This window comes from Agromyces cerinus subsp. cerinus (assembly GCF_900142065.1).
Taxonomy (GTDB): Bacteria; Actinomycetota; Actinomycetes; order Actinomycetales; family Microbacteriaceae; genus Agromyces; species Agromyces cerinus.
The window spans coordinates 817,576-842,623 of record NZ_FSRJ01000001.1 but is presented as its reverse complement, the minus strand read 5'-3'; the positions used below and the strand labels follow the sequence as shown (position 1 = coordinate 842,623).

25 protein-coding genes are annotated in these 25,048 nt (G+C 69.0%); 10 read left to right on the top strand and 15 right to left on the bottom strand.

From position 1 onward, the window contains the following. Both BUR99_RS03780 and BUR99_RS03775 read left to right on the top strand, forming a co-directional pair. Nucleotides 1-447, top strand: coding sequence for a GNAT family N-acetyltransferase (locus BUR99_RS03780; RefSeq protein WP_074258979.1), 447 nt, complete (start codon nucleotides 1-3; stop codon nucleotides 445-447). After that, a complete protein-coding gene (locus tag BUR99_RS03775; RefSeq protein WP_074258978.1) occupies nucleotides 447-671 on the top strand; it encodes a hypothetical protein in 225 nt (74 codons plus the stop codon). The genes BUR99_RS03780 and BUR99_RS03775 overlap by 1 nt, the downstream gene beginning before the upstream one ends. A 70-nt stretch (nucleotides 672-741) precedes the next feature. On the opposite strand, the gene BUR99_RS03770 is transcribed toward BUR99_RS03775, so the two are convergent. Further along, entirely contained in the window at nucleotides 742-1,569 is an 828-nt protein-coding gene (locus BUR99_RS03770) for a methyltransferase domain-containing protein (RefSeq protein WP_074258977.1), read from the bottom strand. Nucleotides 1,570-1,622: 53 nt separating this feature from the next. Between BUR99_RS03770 and BUR99_RS03765 the strand changes: the two genes are divergently transcribed. Beyond that, nucleotides 1,623-3,668, top strand: a complete 2,046-nt coding sequence (locus tag BUR99_RS03765) for a M3 family metallopeptidase (protein WP_074258976.1) — start codon at nucleotides 1,623-1,625, stop codon at nucleotides 3,666-3,668. A gap of 73 nt (nucleotides 3,669-3,741) precedes the next feature. Here the strand turns inward: BUR99_RS03765 and BUR99_RS03760 are convergent, their stop codons facing one another. From BUR99_RS03760 to sufB, 5 genes are read right to left on the bottom strand one after another with little or no spacing between them, the layout of a single operon-like run. Further along, nucleotides 3,742-4,071: a metal-sulfur cluster assembly factor gene (locus tag BUR99_RS03760; protein ID WP_074258975.1), complete on the bottom strand. Its 330-nt coding sequence runs from the start codon at nucleotides 4,069-4,071 to the stop codon at nucleotides 3,742-3,744. Between the two features lie 20 nt (nucleotides 4,072-4,091). Then, entirely contained in the window at nucleotides 4,092-4,874 is a 783-nt protein-coding gene (gene sufC, locus BUR99_RS03755; RefSeq protein WP_056650582.1) for a Fe-S cluster assembly ATPase SufC, read from the bottom strand. Nucleotides 4,875-4,926: 52 nt separating this feature from the next. Next, complete coding sequence (locus BUR99_RS03750; protein WP_056650583.1) at nucleotides 4,927-5,253, bottom strand: non-heme iron oxygenase ferredoxin subunit; 327 nt, start codon at nucleotides 5,251-5,253, stop codon at nucleotides 4,927-4,929. Between the two features lies 1 nt (nucleotide 5,254). Beyond that, nucleotides 5,255-6,424, bottom strand: coding sequence for a Fe-S cluster assembly protein SufD (gene sufD, locus BUR99_RS03745; protein WP_234980722.1), 1,170 nt, complete (start codon nucleotides 6,422-6,424; stop codon nucleotides 5,255-5,257). 14 nt (nucleotides 6,425-6,438) lie between these two features. Beyond that, nucleotides 6,439-7,857 (bottom strand): Fe-S cluster assembly protein SufB, encoded by a 1,419-nt coding sequence (gene sufB, locus BUR99_RS03740; protein WP_074258973.1) that lies wholly within the window; start codon nucleotides 7,855-7,857, stop codon nucleotides 6,439-6,441. Between the two features lie 252 nt (nucleotides 7,858-8,109). Here sufB and BUR99_RS03735 point away from each other — a divergent pair, with 252 nt between their 5' ends. Continuing rightward, nucleotides 8,110-9,018 carry a COX15/CtaA family protein gene (locus BUR99_RS03735; protein ID WP_234980721.1) on the top strand — a complete coding sequence of 303 codons (909 nt, stop codon included), beginning with the start codon at nucleotides 8,110-8,112 and terminating at the stop codon, nucleotides 9,016-9,018. A gap of 95 nt (nucleotides 9,019-9,113) precedes the next feature. On the opposite strand, the gene BUR99_RS03730 is transcribed toward BUR99_RS03735, so the two are convergent. Together BUR99_RS03730 and BUR99_RS03725 are read right to left on the bottom strand one after the other, a co-directional pair. Continuing rightward, nucleotides 9,114-9,824, bottom strand: a complete 711-nt coding sequence (locus BUR99_RS03730) for an endonuclease domain-containing protein (RefSeq protein WP_234980720.1) — start codon at nucleotides 9,822-9,824, stop codon at nucleotides 9,114-9,116. A 130-nt stretch (nucleotides 9,825-9,954) separates the two neighbouring features. Continuing rightward, on the bottom strand, nucleotides 9,955-10,875 hold the full coding sequence (locus tag BUR99_RS03725) for a heme o synthase (protein WP_074258972.1): 921 nt from the start codon (nucleotides 10,873-10,875) through the stop codon (nucleotides 9,955-9,957). Nucleotides 10,876-11,201: 326 nt separating this feature from the next. Between BUR99_RS03725 and tkt the strand changes: the two genes are divergently transcribed. Genes tkt through pgl form a run of 6 tightly spaced genes read left to right on the top strand, consistent with a single transcriptional unit; the run spans nucleotide 11,202 to nucleotide 19,312 of the window. Beyond that, nucleotides 11,202-13,295 (top strand): transketolase, encoded by a 2,094-nt coding sequence (gene tkt, locus BUR99_RS03720; RefSeq protein WP_074258971.1) that lies wholly within the window; start codon nucleotides 11,202-11,204, stop codon nucleotides 13,293-13,295. A 26-nt stretch (nucleotides 13,296-13,321) separates the two neighbouring features. After that, on the top strand, nucleotides 13,322-14,431 hold the full coding sequence (gene tal, locus BUR99_RS03715) for a transaldolase (protein ID WP_074258970.1): 1,110 nt from the start codon (nucleotides 13,322-13,324) through the stop codon (nucleotides 14,429-14,431). After that, nucleotides 14,428-16,032 carry a hypothetical protein gene (locus tag BUR99_RS03710; RefSeq protein WP_074258969.1) on the top strand — a complete coding sequence of 535 codons (1,605 nt, stop codon included), beginning with the start codon at nucleotides 14,428-14,430 and terminating at the stop codon, nucleotides 16,030-16,032. The genes tal and BUR99_RS03710 overlap by 4 nt, the downstream gene beginning before the upstream one ends. Before the next feature lie 15 nt (nucleotides 16,033-16,047). Further along, nucleotides 16,048-17,589, top strand: a complete 1,542-nt coding sequence (gene zwf / locus BUR99_RS03705) for a glucose-6-phosphate dehydrogenase (RefSeq protein ID WP_074258968.1) — start codon at nucleotides 16,048-16,050, stop codon at nucleotides 17,587-17,589. Beyond that, entirely contained in the window at nucleotides 17,586-18,545 is a 960-nt protein-coding gene (locus BUR99_RS03700; RefSeq protein WP_074258967.1) for a glucose-6-phosphate dehydrogenase assembly protein OpcA, read from the top strand. Before zwf ends, BUR99_RS03700 begins: the two co-directional genes overlap by 4 nt. Continuing rightward, nucleotides 18,542-19,312 carry a 6-phosphogluconolactonase gene (gene pgl / locus BUR99_RS03695; RefSeq protein WP_074258966.1) on the top strand — a complete coding sequence of 257 codons (771 nt, stop codon included), beginning with the start codon at nucleotides 18,542-18,544 and terminating at the stop codon, nucleotides 19,310-19,312. The genes BUR99_RS03700 and pgl overlap by 4 nt, the downstream gene beginning before the upstream one ends. Before the next feature lie 77 nt (nucleotides 19,313-19,389). Here pgl and BUR99_RS03690 read toward each other — a convergent pair whose 3' ends face one another. From BUR99_RS03690 to whiA, 7 genes are all read right to left on the bottom strand, one after another. Further along, on the bottom strand, nucleotides 19,390-19,755 hold the full coding sequence (locus tag BUR99_RS03690) for an RNA polymerase-binding protein RbpA (RefSeq protein WP_074258965.1): 366 nt from the start codon (nucleotides 19,753-19,755) through the stop codon (nucleotides 19,390-19,392). 10 nt (nucleotides 19,756-19,765) lie between these two features. After that, nucleotides 19,766-20,017, bottom strand: coding sequence for a preprotein translocase subunit SecG (secG, locus tag BUR99_RS03685; RefSeq protein WP_074258964.1), 252 nt, complete (start codon nucleotides 20,015-20,017; stop codon nucleotides 19,766-19,768). A 105-nt stretch (nucleotides 20,018-20,122) separates the two neighbouring features. Further along, nucleotides 20,123-20,911, bottom strand: a complete 789-nt coding sequence (tpiA, locus tag BUR99_RS03680) for a triose-phosphate isomerase (RefSeq protein WP_074258963.1) — start codon at nucleotides 20,909-20,911, stop codon at nucleotides 20,123-20,125. Further along, nucleotides 20,902-22,116: a phosphoglycerate kinase gene (locus BUR99_RS03675; protein WP_074258962.1), complete on the bottom strand. Its 1,215-nt coding sequence runs from the start codon at nucleotides 22,114-22,116 to the stop codon at nucleotides 20,902-20,904. The genes tpiA and BUR99_RS03675 overlap by 10 nt, the downstream gene beginning before the upstream one ends. An 11-nt stretch (nucleotides 22,117-22,127) precedes the next feature. Then, nucleotides 22,128-23,132 (bottom strand): type I glyceraldehyde-3-phosphate dehydrogenase, encoded by a 1,005-nt coding sequence (gene gap / locus BUR99_RS03670; protein ID WP_074259461.1) that lies wholly within the window; start codon nucleotides 23,130-23,132, stop codon nucleotides 22,128-22,130. Nucleotides 23,133-23,227: 95 nt separating this feature from the next. After that, the gene (locus BUR99_RS03665) at nucleotides 23,228-23,854 is read right to left on the bottom strand and encodes a superoxide dismutase (protein WP_074258961.1); all 627 of its coding nucleotides are present in this window, start codon (nucleotides 23,852-23,854) and stop codon (nucleotides 23,228-23,230) included. Between the two features lie 193 nt (nucleotides 23,855-24,047). Next, nucleotides 24,048-25,028: a DNA-binding protein WhiA gene (whiA, locus tag BUR99_RS03660; protein ID WP_074258960.1), complete on the bottom strand. Its 981-nt coding sequence runs from the start codon at nucleotides 25,026-25,028 to the stop codon at nucleotides 24,048-24,050. Between the last annotated feature and the right edge of the window lie 20 nt (nucleotides 25,029-25,048).

Below are 25,048 nucleotides of genomic sequence, written 5' to 3'. Positions count from 1 at the left end.
ATGAACTACGAGATCCGATCGGCCGGTGACGACGACTTCTTCGGATGGCTGCCGCTGTTCGAGGCGTACTGCCGCTTCTACGAGACCGAGCTCGACGACGCCAAGGCGCTCATCGTCTGGAACTGGATCCGTGACGAGTCCGAGCCGTTGCAGGCCGCACTCGCCGTCGACGAAGAGGGGCGCCCGGTCGGGCTCGCCCACTACCGGGCGGTGCCGAACTCGCTGACGGCGACCCGGGGCATGTACCTCGACGACCTGTACGTCGACGAGAGTGCACGAGGGTCCGGAATCGGACGATCGCTCATCGAGTTCGTGCACGCACGGGCGGCCGAGATCGGCCAGGGCGGGGTCAGCTGGATCACCGCAGACGACAACGCACCGGCGCAGCAGGTCTACGACCAGCTCGCCAAGCGCACCAGCTGGGTCACCTACGAGATGGACGCCTGATGCGACTCGGCACGCGGTGGGCGTTCGGCTCCGAGCCGCCGGTCAGCGTGCCGAGCGAGCTGCGCGAGCGCATCGCGGCAGCAGAGACGGCGTTCGCCGGTGACGGGGCGAACCGTCATTGGACCCTCACCTGGCTCGAGGGACGGCCGATCGCCGAGCTCGACGACGGCACGGTCGTTCGCGACACGATCGTCGACGCGCACGACGCCGACGAGGACTGGTAGGCCGGGCTCGGTCGCACAAGCGTCTGACGCTCGGTGCCCGGTGCCCGGTGCCCGGAGCTCGGCGCCGGCGCTAGACCCGCGCGATGATCTCGCCGTGCGGCATGAGCAGCCAGCCGTCGTCGTCGGCCGCCCAGGCCCGCCAGGCATCGGCGATGCCGCGGAGCTCGTCGACGTCGGCATGACCCGACTCGATCGCGTGGGCGGCGAACTGCGACTCGGTGGCGCGCTCGGCCCACGCCCCGCCCCACCATTCGCGTTCGAGTGCGGTGGAGAAGACCCAGACGGCGCCGGTGGCGGCGATGTCGGCGAACCCGGCCTCGCGCGCCCAGCTCTTCAGGTGCCGCCCGGCGTCGGGCTCGCCGCCGTTCCATTCGTGCACGGCGCGGTACAGCTCCAGCCACCGGGCGAGGCCCGGAGAGGCGGGGTTCCAGATCACGCCGCCGTAGTCGACGTCGCGGGCGGCGACGACTCCGCCGGGCTTCGTGACGCGGCGCAGCTCCCGCAGCGCGTCGACGGGCCGCGCGAGGTGCTGCAGCACCTGGTGGGCGTGCACGACGTCGAAGGTGTCGTCGTCGAAGTCGAGCGCGTAGGCGTCGCCGACGGCGAACTCGACGTTCGCCACCCCTTCGCTCTCGGCAAGTCCGGTCGCCGCGGCGACCACATCGGCCGAGGCGTCGATGCCGAGCACCGTTCCGGGGCGCACGCGCCGGGCGAGGTCGATCGTGATGGTGCCCGGGCCGCTGCCCACATCGAGGATGCGGGCTCCTTCGTGCAGATACGGCACGAGGTAGGAGGCCGAGTTCTCGACCGTGCGCCAGGAGTGCGTGCGCAGCACGCTCGCATGATGGCCGTGCGTATAGGCGTCTCGGAGACCGTGTTCGGTGCGTTCGGTGCTCATGTTCCGAGCCTAGGCTCATGCCGACTCGTGTGACAGCGAACTACGGTGGACGGATGACCGAGCATTCCAATCCGTTCCTCGAGCCGAGCCCGCTGCCCTACCGGCTTCCGCTCTTCGCCCTCATTCGTCCGGAGCACTATCGGGAGGCGATCGAGACGGGAATGCGCGAGCAGCGTCGGGCGATCGAGGCGATCGCGACGGATGCCGCGGCGCCGACGTTCGAGAACACCGTCGTCGCCCTCGAACGCTCGAGCGAGCTGCTCCGCCGAGTGCTCCCCGTGTTCGAGAACACGAGCTCGGCCGACAGCGACGCCGCGATCGATGCCCTCGAGGTGGAGTTCGCGCCGCTGCTTTCGGCCCACCACGACGCGATCCGCCTCGATCCCCGCCTCTACGCACGCCTCGCCGAACTGCAGGGCGCACTCGACGAGCTCGGGCTCGATGCCGAGTCGGCCGAGCTGCTCGACAAGTACCACCGCACGGCGACGCTCGCCGGAGCCGCCCTGGACGAGACGCAGCGCTCCGAACTGACGGCGCTCAACACCCGCCTCTCCGAGCTCACGACAGCGTTCCAGCAGCACCTGCTCGCCGACGCCAACGATCTCGCGCTCCATCTGACCGATCCCGACGACCTCTCGGGCCTCGACGAGGGCCGGCGCTCTGCGGCGCGAGAGGCCGCGATCGCGCGCGACCTCGACGGCTGGCTCATCACCCTCGTGCTGCCGACCGGACAGCCGCCGCTCGCCTCGCTCGAGCGCGACGCAGTGCGCGACCGCCTGCTCGCCGCATCACGGTCGCGCGGTTGCCGCGGCGGTGACCACGACACCCGCTCGACGCTCCTCGAGATCGTGCGGCTCCGCGCCCGGCGCGCAGCACTCCTCGGATTCGACAACCACGCCGCCGCGGTCACGGTCGACGAGACGGCCGGCACGCCCGAGGCGGTCTCCGAGCTGCTCGACCGGCTCGTGCCCGCCGCGACGGCGAACGCCCGACGCGAAGCCCTCGCCCTCGCCGACCAGGCGGTCGCCGAGGGCCGACGCCCGATCGAGGCATCCGACTGGGCGCTGCTGAGCGAGGCCGTGCGGCGCGAGCGCTACGCGGTCGACCTCGACGAGATGCGCCCGTACCTCGAGTTCGACCGGGTGCTCACCCGCGGCGTCTTCCGCGCCGCGGAGTTGCTCTACGGACTGACGATCGTCGAGCGCACCGACCTCGTCGGCTATCACCCCGAGACCCGCGTGTTCGAGGTGTCCGAGGAGGACGGCACGCCGGTCGGCCTGTACCTGCTCGACCTGTACACCCGCGATTCGAAGCGCGGCGGCGCGTGGATGAGCTCGCTCGTCGAGCAGTCCACGCTCGAGGGCACGCTCCCGGTCGTCGTGAACAACATGAACGTCGCCCGACCGGCGGCGGGCGAGCCGACCCTGCTCACGCTCGACGAGACCGAGACCCTGTTCCACGAGTTCGGCCATGCGCTGCACGGCCTGCTGTCCGACGTCGTCCACCCCTCGATGTCGGGCACGAACGTGTACCGCGACTTCGTCGAGCTGCCGAGCCAGGTCAACGAGCTCTGGGTGCTGCGACCCGAGGTGCTCGGCGAGTACGCCGTGCATCACGAGACGGGCGAGCGGATGCCGCAACAGCTCGTCGACCGCCTGCTGGCCTCGCGCACGTTCAACGAGGGCTTCTCGACCACCGAGTACCTCGCGGCTGCCGTGCTCGACCAGGCGTGGCACCGCCTCTCCCCCGCCGAGGCCGACGCCGTCACCGATGTCGCCGACTTCGAGCACCGGGCCCTCGCCGCGGCCGGACTCAACGACCCGCTCGTGCCGCCGCGGTACTCGAGCACCTACTTCGCGCACGTCTTCGCGGGCGGGTACGACGCCGGGTACTACTCGTACATCTGGAGCGAGGTGCCGGGCGCCGACCTCATGGCCTGGTTCGAGGCGAACGGCGGCGCCACTCGCGAGAACGGCGCGCGATACCGCGCGGAGATCCTCGCTCCGGGCGGCTCGCGCGATCCGCGGGAGTCGATCCGGCGCCTGCTCGGCCGCGAGCCCGACATCGCGGCGCTCCTCGAGCGCCGCGGTCTCGCCTGAGACGACGGATGCCCCGTGCAGCGTGCTGCACGGGGCATCCGTCGTTCGAGCGAGCGGCTCGGCTCGCGACGACTCAGATCGCGAAGCCCAGGGCTCGCATCATGTCGCGGCCGTCGTCGGTGATGCGCTCGGGGCCCCACGGCGGCATCCACACCCAGTTGATGCGGAACGCGTCGACCGTGCCGTCGAGTGCTTCGGCGGTCTGCTCCTCGATGACGTCGGTGAGGGGGCATCCCGCGCTCGTGAGCGTCATGTGGATGACCAAGGCATCGTTCTCGTCGTCCCAACCGAGGTCGTAGATGAGGCCGAGGTCGACGATGTTGACCCCGAGCTCGGGGTCCATGACGTCTTTCAGCGCTTCTTCGACCTGGTCGTAGCGCTCGGGTGCGAGGGAGGTGACCATGCTTCGATCCTACTCTCGGCCTATTCGGCCGGCACGGCTTCGGCCGCGGACTCCGCGACCTGGTAGCGGTCGTAGCCCTCTTCCTCGAGACGGTCGGCCAGTTCGGCGCCGCCCTGCTCGGCGATCCTGCCCGCGACGAAGACGTGCACGAAGTCGGGCTTGATGTAGCGGAGGATGCGCGTGTAGTGCGTGATGAGCAGCACGCCGAGGCCCGTGTTCGCGTGAGCGCGGTTGACGCCCTCGGAGACGATCTTCAGCGCGTCGACGTCGAGGCCGGAGTCGGTCTCGTCGAGCACGGCGAACTTCGGCTTCAGCAGCTCGAGCTGGAGGATCTCGTTGCGCTTCTTCTCGCCGCCCGAGAAGCCCTCGTTGACGTTGCGCTCGGCGAACGCCGAGTCCATCTTGAGGTTGCTCATCGACTCGCGGACGTCCTTGATCCAGCCGCGGATCGCGGGCGCCTCGCCGTCGATCGCCGTCTTGGCGGTGCGGAGGAAGTTCGTGACGGTCACGCCGGGGATCTCGACGGGGTACTGCATCGCGAGGAAGACCCCGGCGCGCGCACGCTCGTCGACCGACATCTCGAGCACGTTCTCGCCGTCGAGGAGGATCTCGCCCTCGACGACCTGGTACTTGGGGTGGCCGGCGATCGTGTACGCGAGCGTCGACTTGCCCGAGCCGTTGGGGCCCATGATCGCGTGGATCTCGCCCTCGTTGATGACGAGGTCGACGCCGCGCAGGATCTCGCGCGTGCCCTGCTCGGTCTCGACGTTGACGTGGAGGTTCTTGATCTCGAGAACGGACATGTTCGTAATGATCTCTTTCGGTTGCCGGCCGTTCCGGGCCGGAGAAGGTGTGTCAGACGGTCAGGGTGACCGCGGGATCGATGTGGACGTCGCCGTCCTTGAGCTCGACCTGGTAGACCGGGACGGGCTCGTACGCGGGCAGCGTGAGCGGCTTGCCCGTCTTGAGGGAGAACATGGAGCCGTGCGCCCAGCACTCGAGGGTGTCGTCTTCGACGAAGCCCTCGGCGAGCGAGATGTCGCCATGGGTGCAGGTGTCCCCGATGGCGAAGACATCACCCGCGGCATCCTTCACGACGGCGATCGGGACGCCCTCGAGCACGAAGCGCGAGGCTTCGTTGACCGCGAGATCGTCGATGGCGCACACACGCACGGATGTCACGTCAGCGACCTTCCAGTTCAGCCTCGATCGCCGCGGTGAGGCGGGCTTCGAGGTCGGCCGAGCCGATCTTCTGCACGATGTCGGTGAGGAAGCCGCGCACGACGAGTCGTCGTGCCTCGTCTTCGCGGATGCCGCGTGCCATGAGGTAGAACAACTGCTCGTCGTCGAAGCGGCCGGTGGCACTCGCGTGCCCGGCGCCTTCGATGTCGCCGGTCTCGATCTCGAGGTTCGGCACGGAGTCGGCACGGGTGCCCTCGGTGAGTACGAGGTTGCGGTTCTGCTCGTAGCTGTCGGTGCCGACTGCGGCGTTGCCGATGAGCACGTCGCCGATCCAGACGGTGCGCGCGCCTGCGCCCTGCAGTGCGCCCTTGTAGGTCACGCGGCTCTTGGTGTGCGGCGCGTCGTGGTGCACGTAGACCTGCTGCTCGAGGTGCTGACCTGCGTCGGCGAAGTACAGGCCGAGGGCCTCGATGTCGGCGCCCTGCTCGGCGAGGTGGGTCGAGGGGTTCACCCGCACGACCTTTCCGCCCAGCGAGACGACGATGTGCTTCAGGAACGAGTCGCGGCCGAGGCGGGCGAACTGGCTCGAGAGGTGCACGGCCTCGTCGTCCCACTCCTGCAGCGAGACGACGGTGAGGGATGCCCCGGCGCCGACGATGATCTCGACGTTCTCGCTGAGGCGGGCGGCGCCGGTGCCGGCGAGCACCACGAAGCCGCGGCTGTTCGGCGCGGCCTCGATGACGGTGTGCGCGGCGCGCGGCGTGTCGCCGAGCCCCGTGCGGGTCACGAACGCGATCTTCTCGTCTTCGCCGGTGACGGAGACGAGGAGCGCCTCGTCGAACGTCGACCACGCGTTGGCGCTCGCGCGCTCTTCGGGCGTGCCCGCCGTGCCGATGCGGGCGTCATCGCGCGGGATGTACGAGAACGAGATGCCCGAGGCATCCGTCGTCTCGATCGCGAGGCGCGAGCCGTCGAGCTCGCCGCCGGTCAGGTCGGCGAACGCCGCGACCGGAGAGAGCTTCCACTCGTGCTCGCGGCCGGTGATGGGCGCGAAGTCCTCGACGTTCACCGAGCGGAACCGCTCGGAGCGGGTCTGCACGGGCACGAAGGCGCCGTCGGAGTGCGCGACGAGGCCGTGCTGGCCGGCAGTAGGCATAGCTGTGCTGGTCATCTGATCGGTCATTCCTAGCCGACGCTGCCTTCCATGCCCATCTCGATGAGCTTGTTGAGTTCCATCGCGTATTCCATCGGGAGCTCGCGCGCGATCGGCTCGATGAAGCCGCGCACGATCATCGACATGGCCTCGGTCTCGTCGATGCCGCGGCTCATCAGGTAGAAGAGCTGCTCTTCGCTGACCTTCGAGACCGTGGCCTCGTGGCCGAGCTTCACGTCGTCGACGCGGATGTCGATCGACGGGTAGGTGTCGGAACGCGAGATCGTGTCGACGAGCAGTGCATCGCAGACGACGCTGTTCGCCGAGTGGTGGGCGTTCGCGTCGATGCGCACCTCGCCGCGGTAGCCGGCGCGGCCGCCGCCACGGGCGATCGACTTCGAGACGATCGACGACTGCGTGTACGGCGCCATGTGGATCATCTTCGCGCCGGCATCCTGGTGCTGGCCGGGGCCTGCGAACGCGACCGACAGGGTCTCGCCCTTGGCGTGCTCGCCCATGAGGAAGATCGACGGGTACTTCATCGTGACCTTCGAGCCGATGTTGCCGTCGACCCACTCCATGGTGGCGCCTTCAGCGGCCGTGGCGCGCTTGGTGACGAGGTTGTAGACGTTGTTCGACCAGTTCTGGATCGTCGTGTAGCGCACGCGTGCGTCTTTCTTGACGATGATCTCGACGACGGCCGAGTGCAGGGAGTCGCTCTTGTAGATCGGCGCCGTGCAGCCCTCGATGTAGTGCACGTAGCTGCCCTCGTCGGCGATGATCAGCGTGCGCTCGAACTGGCCCATGTTCTCGGTGTTGATGCGGAAGTAGGCCTGCAGCGGAATCTCGACGTGCACGCCCTTCGGCACGTAGACGAACGAACCGCCCGACCACACCGCCGTGTTGAGCGCCGCGAACTTGTTGTCGCCGGCGGGGATCACGGTGCCGAAGTACTCCTCGAAGAACTCGGGGTGCTCCTTCAGCGCGGTGTCGGTGTCCATGAAGATGACGCCCTGGCGCTCGAGCTCTTCATTGATCTGGTGGTAGACCACTTCGGACTCGTACTGGGCTGCGACACCTGCCACGAGGCGCTGGCGTTCGGCCTCGGGGATGCCGAGCTTCTCGTACGTGTTCTTGATGTCGTCGGGCAGGTCTTCCCAGGTCTGGGCCTGCTTCTCGGTCGAGCGCACGAAGTACTTGATGTTGTCGAAGTCGATCTCCGACAGGTCGGCGCCCCACGTGGGCATCGGCTTGCGCTCGAAGAGCTGCAGGGCGCGCTGGCGACGCTGGAGCATCCATTCCGGCTCCGATTTCAGCGCGGAGATGTCGGCGACGACCTCCGGCGAGATGCCGCGTCGGGCGGATGCCCCCGCGGCGTCGGAGTCGGCCCAGCCGAACTCATAGGTACCGAGTCCTTCGAGTTCCGGTCGGTCGATCAGTACGTCCGTCATGCTCTCCCTCTTCTCCTCCCGTGCAAACCGGCTATCAGGCCGGCTCATTCCCCTCGTGAGTCGAGGTGCTCGTTGAGTGGGTGATGATGTGCCCGGTGGCGCTAGTGCCAACCTAAGATGGTATGCGGCCCGTGGCGCGCGATCTCGCGCGGTCGGCGGGCCTACCAACCCCTCAAGTCTATAGGGTCGCGGCAGGCGCCGGGCAGGACTCCCAGTGCCGTCACAGCGCGATCCGGATCAGGAACGACCCGCGTGACCCGCACTCTCCGTATCTTCGCCTGGGCCTCGTTCGTACTCAACGTGCTGATCATCGCAACCGGTGGCGCAGTGCGCCTCACGGATTCGGGACTCGGCTGCAGCGACTGGCCCGTCTGCGTGCCGGGCTCGCTGATCCCGACGCCCGAACTCGGCGTCCACGGCATCATCGAGTTCGCGAACCGCACGATCAGCGGTCCGCTCCTGCTCGCGGCGGCCGGGGTGCTGATCCTGGTGTGGCGGCACCGTCGCGAACGGCGCGATCTCTTCGTGCTCGCCGTCCTCGTGTTCGTCCTCGTGATCGTGCAGGCGCTCGTCGGCGCCTTCGTGGTCTGGCAGGAGCTCGCCGCGGCACTCGTCGGCTTCCACTACACGGTCTCGGTCGTCATCGTCTGCATCGCAGCGGCCTTCCTGGCCCGGATGTACGAGCCCGGCGGAACGCGCGAACTCGCCGTCCCCAAGCCCTATTCGGTCCTCACCCACATCACGAGCGCCGTCCTCGCGGCGACGGTCCTGGTCGGCGTCTTCACCACCGCCTCGGGTCCGCACTCGGGCGATGAGGATGTCATCCGCACCGGCGTCGACGCGAGCGTGCTCGCACACGTGCACGCCTGGCCCGGCTACGCGCTGCTCGCGCTCACCCTCGTGCTCGTCATCGCGGCGTGGCGGCTGAAGCTGCCGACGCTCCGCTGGTCGATCGCCCTGCTCGCCATCGAGCTCGTGCAGGTCGGTGTCGGGCTCTACCAGGCGCGCACGGGCCTGCCGCCGCTCGCGGTCGGCGTGCACATGGTGCTCGCATCCCTCACGGCGGCCACGATGACGATCGTGGTGCTGCGGCTGAAGCGCCCGGTGCCGGCGGAGGTCGCGTCCGCAGAGGGCTCGCCCGTCGAGGCATCCGCTCGCTGAAGCCCGACAGCCGCTGCAGCGCCGCAGCTTCGGAGTTCCGCACCTCATCGGACCGCAACCGCCGATCTGCTCCGCAACTGCGCAGATCTCCGAGATCATGCCGATCGCAGGTGCAGCCTCTGACCCACCGCGCGCACGATGACGTCCTGCACGCTCGGCCAGTCATCGATCACCTGTCGGTATCCGACGCGGATGACGCGGTAGCCGCGCAGCAGTAACAGTGCATCATGCGCATTGTCGTCGATCCGCTGCGCGTCGACGTGGTGCCCGCCGTCGATCTGCAGCACGAGTCGATCACCGAGCAGGAAGTCGACGCGATGCCCCTCGATCCAGGCCTGCGGCACGATACGAATGTCGAGCCAACGGAGGCGGGGCAGGACGATCGACTCGAGTCCGGAATCGGCGAACGGGTTCGCTGCGACCAGGAGTTCGCGCGTCTGCCCCTTCAGCGGAAGGCGAGCGAGTCCGTCGAGGTCGACGAGCTGTTTTCGCAGGGCGGACTCCCAAACGGCGAGTGCCGCCTCGAACGGCCGACACGCGGCGACGACCGCGAGCACGTTCTCGACCGGATCGACCAGCGAATCGGGATGCCGCGGCAGCAGCGGTTGCGCCCAATGCACGGTGCCACGGATGGCAGGCACCGGTGCGTGCGGGTTGGCGGCGACGTGCAGGTGAGGGTGCGCGAGCACCCAGAGCCCGAGACGCCGAGCCTGGGTGATGCAGGAGAGCACCACTCCCGCCCTCGCTGCGGCGACGAGCTCGTGATCGGCGCCCGGCAGGGCGAGCCTGGAGGCGGCGTCGTCCACACCGTGGGATCGGAGATCTGCACGTGCCCGGACGAGTACCGCCGAATCGACCCGATCCGAGGGCGAACTCCGATTCAGCGGCGGGAAGGGCGGGGCCGGCGGGCAGGAGACCGCGACGCCGGGGCGCCGGTCAGAACGGCAGCAGCGGGTCGATGCCGACCGCGAGGAACAGCAGCGACAGGTACGCGATCGAGCCGTGGAAGACGCGCATCGGCGAGACCTGTTCGTGGCGGATCGCGAGATTGTACAGACGGTGGGTCTCGTAGATGAACCAGACGCCTGTGACCACCGCGACCGTCGAGTAGACGAGGCCCATGTCGGCGATCGGGATGAGCAGCAGCGAGCACGCCACGGTCGCCCACGCGTAGAGGATGACCTGCAGCCCGACCTGCGCCCGGCCGCGCACCACCGCGAGCATCGGCACGCCGGCGGCGGCGTAGTCGTCTTTGTACTTCATGGAGAGCGGCCAGTAGTGCGGCGGCGTCCAGAGGAAGATGATGAGGAACAGGATGACCGGAGGCCAGCTGAGGTCGCCGGTGACCGCGGCCCATCCGATGAGCACGGGCATGCAGCCCGCGACGCCGCCCCAGACGATGTTCTGGGCCGTGCGGCGCTTCAGGATCAGGCTGTAGAAGACGACGTAGAGCAGGATCGCACCGAGCGAGAGGGCCGCGGCGAGCCAGTTGGTGAAGACGCCGAGCCAGACGATCGACGCGATGCCGAGGCCGTAGGCGAAGACGAGCGCCTCGCGATCGGTCAGCTCGCCGGTCACGAGCGGGCGCCCCTGCGTGCGCTTCATGACCCGGTCGATGTCGCGGTCGATGTAGCAGTTGAACGCACCGGCCGAGCCCGCGCTCATGGCGCCGCCGATGAGCGTGGCGATGAGCAGCCAGAGACTCGGCAACCCCTGCTGGGCGAGGATCATGGTCGGCGCGGTGACGACGAGCAGCAGCTCGATCACTCGCGGCTTGGTGAGGGCCAGATAGGCCGAGAGCTTGCGCCGGACGGTCATCGCCGGGCGGTGGTCTCTGGTCTCTACGGCTGCCTGCATCGTTCCTCTTCCGGGCGCGGGCACGTAAAACACGGCCACGCTCGCTGTCGATTCTATGACAACATGTGTCGCCCGTCCTCCGGCACGGTTCGCCGGCGCTTCGGCCTCACCACCGAGCGTCGTGCGCGTGAGCTCCGCGTCACCGTCATGAAACGTGAGGAGTCCATATACTTGGCAGTGCGCGCCCGACGGCGCGGTTTTCGAATTGCCGTCCGGTGCAACGACCAGAGGTCGTCCGCCGGACGATTCGCGCCGAAGCGATTCCAGGGGTGCTCGGGGCCATCGGTTCCCGTCACCGTCCAGCGACCGGAAGGAACAGCACAATCGTGGCAACTCTGCAGTGGGATTCTCTCGATGACCAAGCGATCGACACGGCCCGTGTGCTCGCGGCCGATGCCGTCGAGAAGGTCGGAAACGGGCATCCCGGCACCGCGATGAGCCTCGCGCCCGCCGCGTACCTCCTGTTCCAGAAGGTCATGCGCCGCGACCCGTCCGACCACGCATGGCTCGGCCGCGACCGCTTCATCCTCTCCGCGGGCCACTCCTCGCTGACGCAGTACGTGCAGCTCTTCCTCGCGGGCGACGGCCTCGAGCTCTCCGACCTCGAGTCGCTGCGCACGTGGGGTTCGAAGACCCCGGGCCACCCCGAGTACGGTCACACCGCAGGCGTCGAGATCACGACCGGCCCGCTCGGACAGGGCCTGGCCTCCGCCGTCGGTTTCGCCTACGCCGCCCGCTACGAGCGCGGCCTCTTCGACCCCGACGCCGCGGCCGGCGCGAGCCCGTTCGACCACTTCGTCTACGTCGTCGCCGGTGACGGCGACCTGCAGGAGGGCATCACGAGCGAAGCGTCCTCGCTCGCCGGCCACCAGCAGCTCGGCAACCTCGTCGTGATCTACGACTCCAACCAGATCTCCATCGAGGACGACACCAACATCGCCTTCACCGAAGACGTCGCGAAGCGCTACGAGTCCTACGGATGGCACGTGCAGACCGTCGACTGGAAGAAGACGGGCCAGTACGTCGAAGACGTGGCCGAGCTGCATGCCGCGATCGAGGCGGCCAAGGGCGAGTCGACGAAGCCGTCGATCATCATCCTGAAGACGATCATCGGCTGGCCGTCGCCCGGCAAGCAGAACTCCGGCAAGATCCACGGTTCCGCGCTCGGAGCTGCCGAACTCGCTGCGACGAAGGAGGTGCTCGGCTTCGACCCCGAGCAGAGCTTCGTCGTCGCCGAAGAGGTCCTCTCCCACACGCGCGGCGCCGTCGAGCGCGGCGCGGCACAGCACGCGGAATGGCAGCTCGCCTTCGACGAGTGGGCCGCAGCGAACCCCGAGCGCAAGGCGCTCCTCGACCGGCTCGAGGCCGGCGAGCTCCCGGCCGACGTCGAATCGGTGCTCCCGGTCTTCGAGGGCGGCACCGAGGTGTCGACCCGCGCCGCATCGGGCAAGGTCATCAACGCCCTCGCCGGCGTGCTGCCCGAGCTGTGGGGCGGCTCGGCCGACCTCGCCGAGTCGAACCTGACCACGATCAACGGGGCGGCCTCGTTCATCCCGACCGAGTGGTCGACGCACGAGTTCTCGGGCAACCCCTACGGCCGGGTGCTGCACTTCGGCATCCGCGAGCACGCCATGGGCGCGATCGTCAACGGCATCGTGCTGCATGGCAAGACCCGCGCCTTCGGCGGCACCTTCCTCATCTTCAGCGACTACATGCGGCCCGCAGTGCGCCTGGCCGCGCTCATGCAGGTGCCGTCGATCTTCGTCTGGACCCACGACTCCGTCGCCCTCGGCGAAGACGGTCCGACCCACCAGCCCATCGAGCAGCTCGCGACCCTCCGGGCGATCCCGGGCCTCACGGTCGTGCGCCCCGCCGACGCCAACGAGGTCGCGCACGCCTGGCTCGAGATCCTGAAGCGCACGGATGCCCCGGCGGGCATCGCCCTCACCCGTCAGAACATCCCCGTGTTCGAGCGCGGCGATGCCGAGGCATCCGGTGACACCCTCGCTGCCGCTTCGAATGTGGCGAAGGGCGCGTACGTGCTCGCCGAGGCCGCGTCGGGCACGCCCGACGTGATCCTCATCGCCACCGGCTCAGAGGTGCAGCTGGCACTCGCTGCCCGTGAGACGCTCGCGGAAGAGGGCATCGGCGCACGCGTCGTCTCGGCCCCGTCGCTCGAGTGGTTCGAGGAGCAGCCGGCCGAGTACCGCGAGCAGGTGCTGCCCTCGAGCGTCACGGCCCGCGTCTCGGTCGAAGCCGGGCTCGCGCTCTCGTGGCACCGCTACCTCGGGTCGCGCGGCCGCTCGGTGTCGATCGAGCACTTCGGCGCGTCCGCCGACTACAAGACCCTGTTCCGCGAGTTCGGCATCACGGCCGAGGCCGTCGTCGCCGCCGCGAAGGAATCGCTCGCGTCGGCCTGACGCGCGCCAGAAGAGGAGACACTCCCATGACCAGCTCCCCCACCGCAGCACTCTCGGAGGCGGGCGTCAGCATCTGGCTCGACGACCTCTCTCGTGAACGCATCGCCTCGGGCGACCTCGCCCGACTCATCGCCGAGCGCGACGTCGTCGGCGTCACCACCAACCCGACGATCTTCGCCGGCGCCCTCGCCAAGGGCGACGGCTACGCCGAACAGCTGCACACCCTCGCTGCGGCCGGCGCCGACGTCGACACGGCGGTCTTCGAGATCACGACCGACGACGTGCGCGCCGCCGCCGACGTCTTCCGCCCCGTCTACGACCGCTCGAACGGCTTCGACGGCCGCGTCTCGATCGAGGTCTCCCCCGGTCTGGCCCGCGACACCGCCGGCACGATCGCCGAGGCGAAGTCGCTCTGGGCCAAGGTCGACCGCCCGAACGCCATGATCAAGATCCCCGCGACCGCTGAGGGCCTCGACGCGATCACCGAGGCGATCGGCTCCGGCATCAGCGTCAACGTCACGTTGATCTTCAGCCTCGACCGCTACCGCGAAGTGATCGCGGCGTACCTCGCGGGACTCGAGCAGGCCAAGGCCGCCGGCATCGACCTGTCGACCATCCACTCGGTCGCCTCGTTCTTCGTCTCGCGCGTCGACACCGAGATCGACAAGCGACTCGTCGCGATCGGAACCGATGAGGCTGTCGCGCTGAAGAGCAAGGCCGGACTCGCCAACGCGCGTCTCGCCTACGAGCTCTTCGAGCAGGAGTTCGGCGGCGAGCGTGCCGCAGCGCTCCTCGCGTCCGGCGCGAACCGCCAGCGCCCGCTCTGGGCGTCGACCGGCGTGAAGGACCCCGCACTGCCCGACACCCTCTACGTGACCGAGCTCGTCGCCCAGGGCGTCGTGAACACGATGCCCGAGAAGACGCTCGAGGCCACGTTCGACCACGGCGTCATCGCGGGCGACACCGTCACCGGCGCCTACGTGCAGGCCGGCGAGGTGCTCGATGCGCTCGCGCGCGTCGGCGTCGACTACGACGACGTGACCCTGCTGCTCGAGAACGAGGGCGTCGACAAGTTCATCGTCTCGTGGAACGAGTTGCTCGACACCGTTCGCGGCGCGCTGGAGGCCGCACGATGAGCTTCCGCATCTCCGTGAGCGGAGCCGCAGCCGATGCCGTGCGCAGCACGGTGCCGACACTCGTCGCCGACCTCGTGGCCAGCGGCATCACCGCGCAGGACGCATCCCTCTGGGGTGCCGACGCCGAGACAGAGGCTGCGAAGCGCCTCGGCTGGACCGAGGCCGTCGCGATCTCCCGCCCGCTCGTCCCCGAGATCGAGGCTCTGCGCGAGGAACTCGAAGCCGCAGGCGTCGACCACATCGTGCTCGCCGGCATGGGCGGCTCCTCCCTCGCTCCCGAGGTCATCACGCGCACGACGAACGTCGACCTCACCGTGCTCGACTCGACCGAGCCCGGGCAGGTCCGTTCCGCCCTCGCCGACCGACTCGCGTCATCGGCGCTCGTCGTCTCGTCGAAGTCGGGTTCGACCGTCGAGACCGACAGCCAGCGCCGCGTCTACGAGCAGGCCTTCCGCGACGCCGGCATCGACCCGGCGACGCGCATCATCGTCGTGACCGACCCCGGCTCGCCGCTCGACGAGTCGGCGCGCGCCGCGGGCTACCGCGTCTTCAACGCCGACCCCGACGTCGGCGGCCGCTACTCGGCCCTCACCGCCTTCGGCCTCGTGCCCTCCGGTCTCGCCGGCGTCGACATCTCCGAGGTGCTCGACGAGGCCGAGACGATCGAGCTCTCGCTCGCCATCGACAGCCCCGAGAACCCGGGCCTCGTGCTCGGCGCGGCGATCGCGGCGACGGCGCCCCTCCGCGACAAGCTCGGCCTCATCGCCGACGGCACCCACATCGTCGGGCTCCCCGACTGGGCCGAACAGCTGATCGCGGAGTCCACCGGCAAGAACGGCACCGGGCTCCTCCCCGTCGTGCTCGACGTCGACGCGCCCGAGCTCGGCGAGGACCTCGCCGACCTGCAGATCGTGCGCATCGTCGACGACGCGGGCGACGAGATCTTCGGCCGCGACGACTCCGGTGAGATCCGCGTGTCGGGCACGCTCGGCGCCCAGCTCCTCGTCTGGGAGTACGCGACCGCCGTCGCGGGCCGCATCCTCGGCATCAACCCCTTCGACCAGCCCGACGTGGAATCGGCGAAGATCGCCGCGCGCGGACTCCTCGACGCCCGACCCGAGCCCACGCCGGCCGCCTTCGTCGAACAGGGCATCGAGGTGCGCGGCACCGCCGAGGTGATCGGCGCCTCGAGCGACCTCGCCTCGGCCATCGACGTGCTCCTCGAAGAGCTGCCCGCCGACGGCTACCTCTCGATCCAGGCCTACGTCGACCGCGTCGCCCACCCCGAGCTCGAGCGGCTCAGGGGCCTGCTCGCCGCCCGCGCCGGCCGACCGGTGACCTTCGGCTGGGGGCCGCGCTTCCTCCACTCGACCGGGCAGTTCCACAAGGGCGGCCCTGCGGTCGGCGCGTTCCTGCAGATCACGCAGACGCCTGCCGAAGACCTCGCGATCCCCGATCGCCCGTTCACCTTCGGTCAGCTGATCGCAGCCCAGGCCTCCGGCGACGCGAGCGTGCTCGCCGAGCACGGTCGACCGGTGCTCACGCTCACGCTCACCGACCCCTCGGCCAATACGGCGACGCTGTTCGACGTCGTCGCCTGATATCCCGGAGGAACGATGCAACCGGCCGCGATCACCGCGCAGCACAATCCGCTCCGATCCCCCAAGGACTACCGGCTGAACCGCATCGCGGGTCCGTCGAGCCTCATCATCTTCGGCGTCACGGGTGACCTGTCGCGCAAGAAGCTGATGCCGGCGGTCTACGACCTCGCGAACCGGGGGCTCCTGCCACCCGGATTCGCCCTCGTCGGCTTCGCTCGTCGCGAGTGGGCCGACCAGGACTTCGAGCAGGTCGTGCACGACTCCGTCAAGAAGTACGCGCGCACCGAGTTCCGTGAGGACGTCTGGAAGCAGCTGGCCCGAGGCATCCGCTTCGTGCCCGGCGACTTCGACGACGACGCGGCCTTCGACCGGCTCCGCCAGGTCGTCCAGGACCTCGATCGCGAACGCGGCACGATGGGCAACCACGCGTTCTACCTGTCGATCCCGCCGAAGTCGTTCCCGATCGTCACCGAGCAGCTGAAGCGCTCGGGGCTGACCGAGCAGCGCGGCGACCAGTGGCGGCGCGTCGTCATCGAGAAGCCGTTCGGCAGCGACCTGAAGACGGCCCGCGAGCTGAACGACGTCGTCGCGTCGGTGTTCCCGCCCGACTCGGTGTTCCGCATCGACCACTACCTCGGCAAGGAGACCGTCCAGAACATCCTGGCGCTCCGGTTCGCGAACCAGCTCTACGAGCCGATCTGGAACGCGAACTACGTCGACCACGTGCAGATCACGATGGCGGAAGACATCGGCGTCGGCGGTCGAGCCGGGTACTACGACGGCATCGGCGCTGCGCGTGACGTCATCCAGAACCACCTGCTGCAGCTGCTCGCCCTCACCGCGATGGAGGAGCCGATCTCGTTCGAGGCCGGCGACCTGCGTGCCGAGAAGGAGAAGATCCTCGCGGCGGTCCGCCTTCCCGACGACCTCGCGACGGGCACCGCCCGCGGCCAGTACGCCGGAGGCTGGCAGGGCGGCGAGAAGGTCATCGGATTCCTCGACGAAGACGGCATGAACCCCGAATCGACGACCGAGACCTACGCGGCCATGAAGCTCACCATCGGCACACGCCGCTGGGCGGGCGTGCCGTTCTACCTGCGGGCGGGCAAGCGCCTCGGCCGACGTGTCACCGAGATCGCGGTCGTCTTCAAGCGCGCACCGCAGCAGGTGTTCGCCGACAGCCAGACCTCGCAGCTCGGCCAGAACGCGCTCGTCATCCGCGTGCAGCCCGATGAAGGCGTCACGATCCGCTTCGGCTCGAAGGTGCCGGGAGCCGGCATGCAGGTTCGCGACGTCACGATGGACTTCGGGTACGGCCACGCCTTCACCGAAGCGAGCCCCGAGGCCTACGAGCGGCTGATCCTCGATGTGCTGCTCGGCGACCCGCCGCTCTTCCCCCGGCAGGAGGAGGTCGAGCTCTCCTGGAAGATCCTCGACCCGATCGAGGAGTTCTGGGCGACGCAGGGCCAGCCCGAGCAGTACCGACCCGGCACCTGGGGCCCGGCCTCCGCCGATGAACTCCTCGAACGCGACGGACGAAGCTGGAGACGCCCATGATCGTCGATCTGCCCGACACGACGACCAGTCAGGTCTCGAAGGCCCTCGTGAAGATCCGCGAGGAGGGCGGCGTCGTCGCACTCGGCCGCGTGCTCACCCTCGTGATCGCCACCACTCCCGGCGTCGAAGAAGAGGCGATCGAGGCCGCGAACGACGCCTCGCGCGAGCACCCGATGCGCGTGATCGTCGTCTCGACCGAGCCGGGCACCGAGACATCGGCGGTTGCGCCGCGACTCGACGCCGAGATCCGCGTCGGCGGCGACGCCGGCGCGAGCGAGGTCATCGTGCTCCGCGCCTGCGGCGACGCAGCTCGCGACGAGGAGAGCCTCATCATGGCCCTCCTCCTGCCCGATGCGCCGGTCGTCACCTGGTGGCCCGGCGCAGCACCCGAGGTGCCGGGGCGCTCGCCGCTCGGGCGCATCGCGCACCGGAGGATCACGGATGCCTCGGCGCAGCCCGACCCGCAGGAGGCGTTGCGCGCCCTCGCCGGCAACTACACGCCGGGCGACGCCGACTTCGCGTGGACGAGGCTGACGCTCTGGCGCGCGCAGCTCGCCGCAGTGCTCGACCAGCCCCCCTACGAACCCGTGACGCGAGTGCGCGTCAGCGGCGCAGTCGACTCGCCGTCGACCACCCTGCTGGCGGCGTGGCTGCGCCTGCAGCTCAACGCGCCGACGGAGTACGAACTCGCCGGACCCGAGGCCGGGTACCACGGCATCCACGGCGTGAGCCTCGAGCGCGAGGGCGGTTCGATCGAACTGATCCGCGACGTCCCCGGCATCGCGACGCTCCGCCAGCCGGGCCAGCCTCGGCACGATCTCGCGTTGCCGCGTCGCAACCTCCGCGACTGTCTGGCCGACGAGCTCCGCCGCCTCGACCCCGACGAGTTGTACGGTGAGGTCATCACCCGCGGGCTCGAACTCCTCGATGCCCGCGGCCAGGGAGGCACTGAATGACCAACGAACGACGCGTGCTCGTGCACCCCGACAAGGCATCGCTCGCGGGCTCCGTCGCAGCGCGCTTCATCACGAAGCTCCTCGACATCCTCGACACCCAGGCCGTGGCGCACGTCGTGCTCACCGGCGGATCGATGGGAGGCACCGTGCTCCAGTCGATCGGCTCCTCGCCCGCGCACACCTCGATCGACTGGTCGCGCGTGCATTTCTGGTGGGGCGACGAGCGCTGGCTGCCCGCCGGCGACGCCGAGCGCAACGACGAGCAGGCCCGGGTCGCATTCCTCGGCGGGCTCGAACTGCCGGCCGAGAACCTGCACCCGTTCCCCGCCTCCGACTCGGGGATCGACCTCGACACGGCGGCCGAGGTCTACGCCGCAGAACTCTCGGCGCACGGCGTCGACGGCCTGTCGCATCCGATCTTCGACATCACCTTCCTCGGCGTGGGCCCCGACGGGCACATCGCCTCGCTCTTCCCGCACCGCTCCGGCATCCAGGTGACCGACCGCACCGTCATCGCCGTGCGCAACTCGCCGAAGCCGCCGCCCGAGCGCCTCAGCCTCACCCGGCCGGTCATCAACGCATCGCAGCGCGTGTGGATGGTGCTCGCAGGCGCCGACAAGGCATCGGCACTCGGTCTCGCACTGGCCGGCGCCAGCCGCGACGAGGTGCCGGTCGCGGGCATCAAGGGCCGCCGGCGCACGGTGTTCTTCGTCGATGCCGACGCGGCATCCGAAGTGCCCGAGTCGCTCATCGCACGCGACTACTGACGCGGTCGACACCGCGCGGAAGCACGAAGAAGGGGGCGGCCATCAGGCCGCCCCCTTCTCACGTCGCGCGTCGTGCGTCAGTCCTTGGGGCCCTGACCGCGACGCGTGCGCAGCTGGGTGAGTGCGTCGTCGAGCAGGGCCGCAGCCTCTTCATCGGTGCGGCGCTCCTTCACGTACGCGAGGTGCGTCTTGTACGGCTCGAGCTTCGACACCGACGGCGGGTTCTCGCGGTCGCGGCCGGCCGGCAGGCCGGTCGACGGGCTGTCGATGGTCTCGGGGATCTCCTCGTCGGGGAGCGTCGCCGAGAAGTAGCGCACGGTCTCGTTGCCGTGTGCGTCCCAGTAGCTGATGGCGACACGATCGGCGTGGAAGCCGCGATCCTGTTCGCCCATGGGACCCGCTCCGACGCGCGACCCGCGGATTGCGCTGTTTCCTGATGCCATGGTGTTCCCGTCAGATTCCGGAGTCGAACTTGGTGATGAGACCCAGCACGACGATGCACGTGATCCAGATCAGCGCCAGGATGACTGTGATCCGGTTGAGGTTTCGCTCCGCGACCCCCGATGCGCCGAGGCTGGAGGTGACACCGCCGCCGAACATGTCGGACAGACCGCCGCCACGACCCTTGTGCAGCAGGATGAGCAACGTCAGCAGCAGGCTCGTGAGACCGAGCAGCACCTGCAGGACGACCTGGAGAATCTCCACGGGGTGAACCTTTCCGGGCACGACAGATGGGTCGATGCCGACATTCGAGTATAGCCGGAAGCATGACCGTACCCGGGAGCGCACGCGCTCCCGGGTACGGAAATATCAGGCTCCGACGTGCTTCTTGAACCGCACGATGCTCGCGAACTCGGGGATGTCGAGGCTCGCGCCGCCGACGAGGGCCCCGTCGACGTTCGGTTCACGCAGGAACGAGGCGATGTTCGCCGCCTTCACCGAACCGCCGTAGAGCACCCGGGTCGACTGGGCGACCTCTTCGCCGAGGAGCTCGACGAGGAGCGCACGCAGTGCCGCCGCGACCTGCTCAGCCTGGGCGGGCGTCGCCGCCTGGCCCGAGCCGATCGCCCAGACGGGCTCGTAGGCGACGACGAGGCCCTTCGAGCCGTCGACGCCGTCGAGGGCCGCGCGCAGCTGCGCGACCGGAACGGCACTCGGGCCGTGGGCCTCGAGGTCTTCCGCGGTCTCGCCGACGCAGATGACCGGCACGAGGCCGTGACGGTGCGCGGCCTTGACCTTCGCGTTGACCTCGGCGTCGGACTCCGCGTGCAGCGTGCGCCGCTCGGAGTGACCGATGATCACGTACCGGCAGTCGAGCTGCTTGAGGAACGCGCCGGAGATCTCACCGGTGTAGGCACCGGAGTCGTGCGCCGAGACATCCTGCGCACCGTAGCCGATGGGCAGGGAGTCGGCCGCCACGAGCGTCTGCACCGAACGCAGGTCGGTGAACGGCGGGAAGACCGCGACCTCCGCGTCGGCGAAGTCGTGCTTCGCGTCGGCGAGGGCCCATGCGAGCTTCTGCACGAACGCGATCGACTGCAGGTGGTCGAGGTTCATCTTCCAGTTGCCTGCGATGAACGGGGTGCGCTTCACTGCCATCCGAGGACCTCCAGTCCGGGAAGTTTCTTACCTTCGAGGAACTCGAGGCTCGCGCCTCCGCCGGTCGAGATGTGACCGAACTGAGCGTCATCGAAGCCGAGTTGACGTACTGCGGCGGCGGAATCGCCGCCGCCGACGACACTGAGGCCGTCGACCTGTGTCAGTGCCGCTGCGACCACGCGGGTGCCCGCAGCGAACGGCTCGAGCTCGAACACGCCCATCGGGCCGTTCCAGAACACCGTCTTGGAGCCGCGGATGCGGTTCGCGAATTCGGACGCGGTGTCGGGCCCGATGTCGAGTCCCAGACCGGATGCCCCGAACGGCGTCTGCTCGATCGCGTCGGCGGGTGCGACGACATGCTCGGCGTCAGCCGAGAACGACGCAGCGACGACCACATCGGTCGGCAGCACGATGTCGACACCGCGCTCGGCTGCCTCGGCGAGGTAGCCCTTCACGGTCTCGATCTGGTCGGCTTCGAGCAGGCTCGAGCCGACCTTGTGCCCCTGGGCGGCGAGGAAGGTGAACAGCATGCCGCCACCGATGAGCAGCGCGTCCACGCGCGGCAGCAGGTGCGCGATGACGCCGAGCTTGTCGGAGACCTTCGAGCCGCCGAGCACGACCGTGTACGGGCGCTCGGGGTTCTCGGTCAGCCGGTCGAGCACGTCGAGCTCGGCCGCGATGAGCAGGCCTGCAGCGCTCGGACGGAGCTGCTCGAGCTCGTAGACGCTCGCCTGCTTGCGGTGCACGACGCCGAAGCCGTCGGAGACGACCGCGTCGGCGAATTCGGCGAGCTCGCCGGCGAAGGCGGTGCGCTCGGCCTCGTTCTTCGAGGTCTCCCCCGCATTGAACCGCAGGTTCTCGAGCACGAGCACCTCGCCGTCGGCGAGAGCCGCGACCTTCGCCGCGGCATCCGCGCCGACCGTGTCGGTTGCGAATGCAACCGGGGCGTCGAGCAGCTCGCCGAGGCGGGCCGCGACGGGCGCGAGGCTGTACTTGGGGTCGGGTGCGCCGTCGGGGCGACCGAGGTGGGAGACCACGATCACGCGGGCGCCCTGGGCGACGAGCGCCGCCAGGGTGGGGACCGATGCCCGCACGCGGCCGTCGTCCGTGATGACCCCGTCCCGAAGGGGGACGTTCAGGTCACAACGGACGACGACGCGCTTGCCGGCGAGCGGACCGAGGGAATCGATCGTTCGCAGGGTCACAGGAGCTCGATTCAGAGTCGTTCGGCGACGTACTCGGTGAGGTCGACGAGACGGTTGGAGTAGCCCCACTCGTTGTCGTACCAGCTCGAGAGCTTGACCTGGTCGCCCAGGACGCGCAGGAGGCCGGCGTCGAAGATCGACGAGTGCGGGTCGGAGACGATGTCGCTCGAGACGATCTCGTCTTCCGTGTACTTGAGGATGCCCTTCATGGGGCCTTCGGCGGCGGCCTTGTAGGCGGCCTTGACCTCGTCGACGGTCACGGGGCGCGACGAGGTGACGGTGAGGTCCGTGATGGAGCCGGTGGGAACCGGAACGCGCAGCGCGAAGCCGTCGAGCTTGCCGACGAGCTCGGGGAGCACGAGGCCGATGGCCTTCGCCGCGCCGGTCGAGGTCGGAACGATGTTGATCGCAGCCGCACGCGCACGACGGAGGTCCTTGTGCGGGCCGTCCTGCAGGTTCTGGTCGGCGGTGTAGGCGTGCACCGTGGTCATGAGGCCGCGCTCGATGCCGAAGGCGTCGTTGAAGACCTTCGCGAGGGGGGCCAGGCAGTTCGTCGTGCACGACGCGTTCGAGATGATGTTGTGCTTCTCGGGGTCGTACTCGTGCTCGTTGACGCCCATGACGAACGTCGCGTCTTCGTCGGTCGCGGGGGCCGAGATGAGGACCTTCTTCGCGCCGGCCTCGATGTGCTTGCGGGCGTCGGCGGCCTTGGTGAAGAACCCGGTCGACTCGATGACGATGTCGACGCCGAGCTCGCCCCAGGGCAGGTTCGCGGGGTCGCGCTCGGAGAAGGCCTTGATGGGCTTGCCGTCGACGATGATGTTGTTCTCGTCGTAGTCGACCGTCGCGTCCAGGCGACCCGTGATGGAGTCGTACTTCAGGAGGTGTGCGAGCGTCTTGTTGTCGGTGAGGTCGTTCACGGCGACGATCTCGAGGTCGGCGCCCTGTGCGAGGGCGGCACGGAGGTAGTTGCGGCCGATACGGCCGAAGCCGTTGATGCCGATCTTTACAGACACAGATGTCTCCTGTTTGACGATGGCGCGAACGCGCATTTCACGGGTGAACTGGTCGGACGACGGTGTCCCCGGACAGGTCCGAGGACACCATCCGTTTACGACAGTAGCAGCAGCCCTGAGGTCTTCTCACCAGCTGCGGTGTACCGCTTCTGGACGTTCTCCCAGTTCGCGATGCTCCAGAACGCCTTGACGTAATCGGCCCGGACGTTCTGGTAGTCGAGGTAGTACGCGTGCTCCCAGACATCGAGCATCAGCAGCGGCACGATACCGGCGGGCAGGTTGCCCTGCTGGTCGAAGAACTGCACGATGATCAGGCGTTGGCCGAGTGAATCCCACGCGAGGACTGCCCATCCGGAGCCCTGCACACCGAGCGCCGTGGCGGTGAAGTGCGCCTGGAACTTGTCGAAGGAGCCGAACTGGTCGTCGATCGCCGCGGCGAGCTCGCCGGTCGGCTTGTCGCCGCCCTCGGGCGAGAGGTTGGTCCAGAAGATCGAGTGGTTGACGTGGCCGCCGAGGTTGAAGGCGAGGTCCTTCTCGAGCTTGTTGACGTTCGAGAGGTTGCCCGAGTCACGCGCCTCGGCGAGCTGGGCGAGCGCGGTGTTCGCACCCGTCACGTACGCCTGGTGATGCTTCGAGTGGTGCAGCTCCATGATCCTGCCGCTGATCGCCGGCTCGAGCGCCGAGTAGTCGTAGGGCAGGTCGGGGAGGGTGTAGTCGGCCATTGCTTCTCCTTGTCAGATGCGCCGGATCCCCGAGCGTCTCCCCGGGATTCCGCGGCTGCCCCTCGAGTCTATGCCCGACGCTGCTTCGGCACCCGTGGTGCGCAGTGGGCTTGACACCCGTGCGACGGATGCCCCGGAGATCTGCCTGGCCGAACGTGCATGCTCCGAGCGGCACGGCCGACGGAGCATCCGCTCAGACCTCGTCGAGGTCGGCGGGAAGGCTCGCCTCGGTGCCGGGCACGCCGAGGTCGGCGGCCTTCTTGTCGGCCATCGCGAGGAGGCGACGGATGCGACCGGCGACGGCGTCCTTCGTCATGGGCGGGTCGGCGTAGTGGCCGAGCTCGTCGAGGCTCGCCTCACGGTGCGCCAGACGGAGCTCGCCGGCGTACTTGAGGTGGTCGGGGATGCCCTCGCCGAGAAGCTCCATGGCGCGCTCGACTCGAGCGCACGCGGCGACGGCGGCCTGGGCCGAACGACGGAGGTTCGCGTCATCGAAGTTCACGAGGCGATTGGCCGTGGCGCGCACCTCGCGCCGCTGACGCAGTTCCTCCCAGTTGCGCACGGTCTCGGTGGCGCCCATCACCGCGAGCATCGCACTGATCGCCTCGCCGTCGCGGATGACGACGCGGTGCACGCCGCGCACCTCTCGAGCCTTCGCCGAGATGCCGAGCCGGCCGGCGGCCCCGACGAGGGCCATGGCGGTCTCGTTGCCCGGGCACGTCACCTCGAGGGCTGCGGAACGACCGGGGTCGGTCAGGCTGCCCTTCGCGAGGAACGCTCCGCGCCAGATCGCCGCGACCTCGTCGCGCGACCCCGTGGTGAGCTTGTTCGGCAGGCCGCGCACCGGGCGGCGGCGGGCATCGAGCAGCCCGGTCTGTCGCGCGAGCGTCTCCCCGCCCTCGAGCACGCGCACGAGGTACTGGTTCGAACGGCGCATCCCGGTCGGCGAGATCACCGAGACGTCGGGACGCACCCCGTAGATCTCCCCCAGGTCGCGCGTCACGCGGCGCGCGAGCGTCGGGGAGTCCAGTTCGGCCTCGATCGCGATGCGGTTCGAGATGATGTGCAGGCCACCGGCGAACCGCAGGATCGACGCCAGTTCAGCGACCCTGACCCCGGTCTTCGACACCTCGACGCGCGCCAGTTCTTCTTTCACGTCAGCGGTCAGTGCCACTTGTCGTCCCATCTCTCATG

Excerpts from the sequence above, each read along its gene's own strand:
- BUR99_RS03780 (WP_074258979.1), top strand. The coding sequence starts at position 1 with ATGAACTACGAGATCCGATCGGCCGGTGACGACGACTTCTTCGGATGG.
- BUR99_RS03775 (WP_074258978.1), top strand. The coding sequence starts at position 447 with ATGCGACTCGGCACGCGGTGGGCGTTCGGCTCCGAGCCGCCGGTCAGC.
- BUR99_RS03770 (WP_074258977.1), bottom strand. The coding sequence starts at position 1,569 with ATGAGCACCGAACGCACCGAACACGGTCTCCGAGACGCCTATACGCAC.
- BUR99_RS03765 (WP_074258976.1), top strand. The coding sequence starts at position 1,623 with ATGACCGAGCATTCCAATCCGTTCCTCGAGCCGAGCCCGCTGCCCTAC.
- BUR99_RS03760 (WP_074258975.1), bottom strand. The coding sequence starts at position 4,071 with ATGGTCACCTCCCTCGCACCCGAGCGCTACGACCAGGTCGAAGAAGCG.
- sufC (WP_056650582.1), bottom strand. The coding sequence starts at position 4,874 with ATGTCCGTTCTCGAGATCAAGAACCTCCACGTCAACGTCGAGACCGAG.
- sufD (WP_234980722.1), bottom strand. The coding sequence starts at position 6,424 with ATGACCAGCACAGCTATGCCTACTGCCGGCCAGCACGGCCTCGTCGCG.
- sufB (WP_074258973.1), bottom strand. The coding sequence starts at position 7,857 with ATGACGGACGTACTGATCGACCGACCGGAACTCGAAGGACTCGGTACC.
- BUR99_RS03725 (WP_074258972.1), bottom strand. The coding sequence starts at position 10,875 with ATGCAGGCAGCCGTAGAGACCAGAGACCACCGCCCGGCGATGACCGTC.
- tal (WP_074258970.1), top strand. The coding sequence starts at position 13,322 with ATGACCAGCTCCCCCACCGCAGCACTCTCGGAGGCGGGCGTCAGCATC.
- BUR99_RS03710 (WP_074258969.1), top strand. The coding sequence starts at position 14,428 with ATGAGCTTCCGCATCTCCGTGAGCGGAGCCGCAGCCGATGCCGTGCGC.
- zwf (WP_074258968.1), top strand. The coding sequence starts at position 16,048 with ATGCAACCGGCCGCGATCACCGCGCAGCACAATCCGCTCCGATCCCCC.
- BUR99_RS03700 (WP_074258967.1), top strand. The coding sequence starts at position 17,586 with ATGATCGTCGATCTGCCCGACACGACGACCAGTCAGGTCTCGAAGGCC.
- pgl (WP_074258966.1), top strand. The coding sequence starts at position 18,542 with ATGACCAACGAACGACGCGTGCTCGTGCACCCCGACAAGGCATCGCTC.
- BUR99_RS03690 (WP_074258965.1), bottom strand. The coding sequence starts at position 19,755 with ATGGCATCAGGAAACAGCGCAATCCGCGGGTCGCGCGTCGGAGCGGGT.
- tpiA (WP_074258963.1), bottom strand. The coding sequence starts at position 20,911 with ATGGCAGTGAAGCGCACCCCGTTCATCGCAGGCAACTGGAAGATGAAC.
- BUR99_RS03665 (WP_074258961.1), bottom strand. The coding sequence starts at position 23,854 with ATGGCCGACTACACCCTCCCCGACCTGCCCTACGACTACTCGGCGCTC.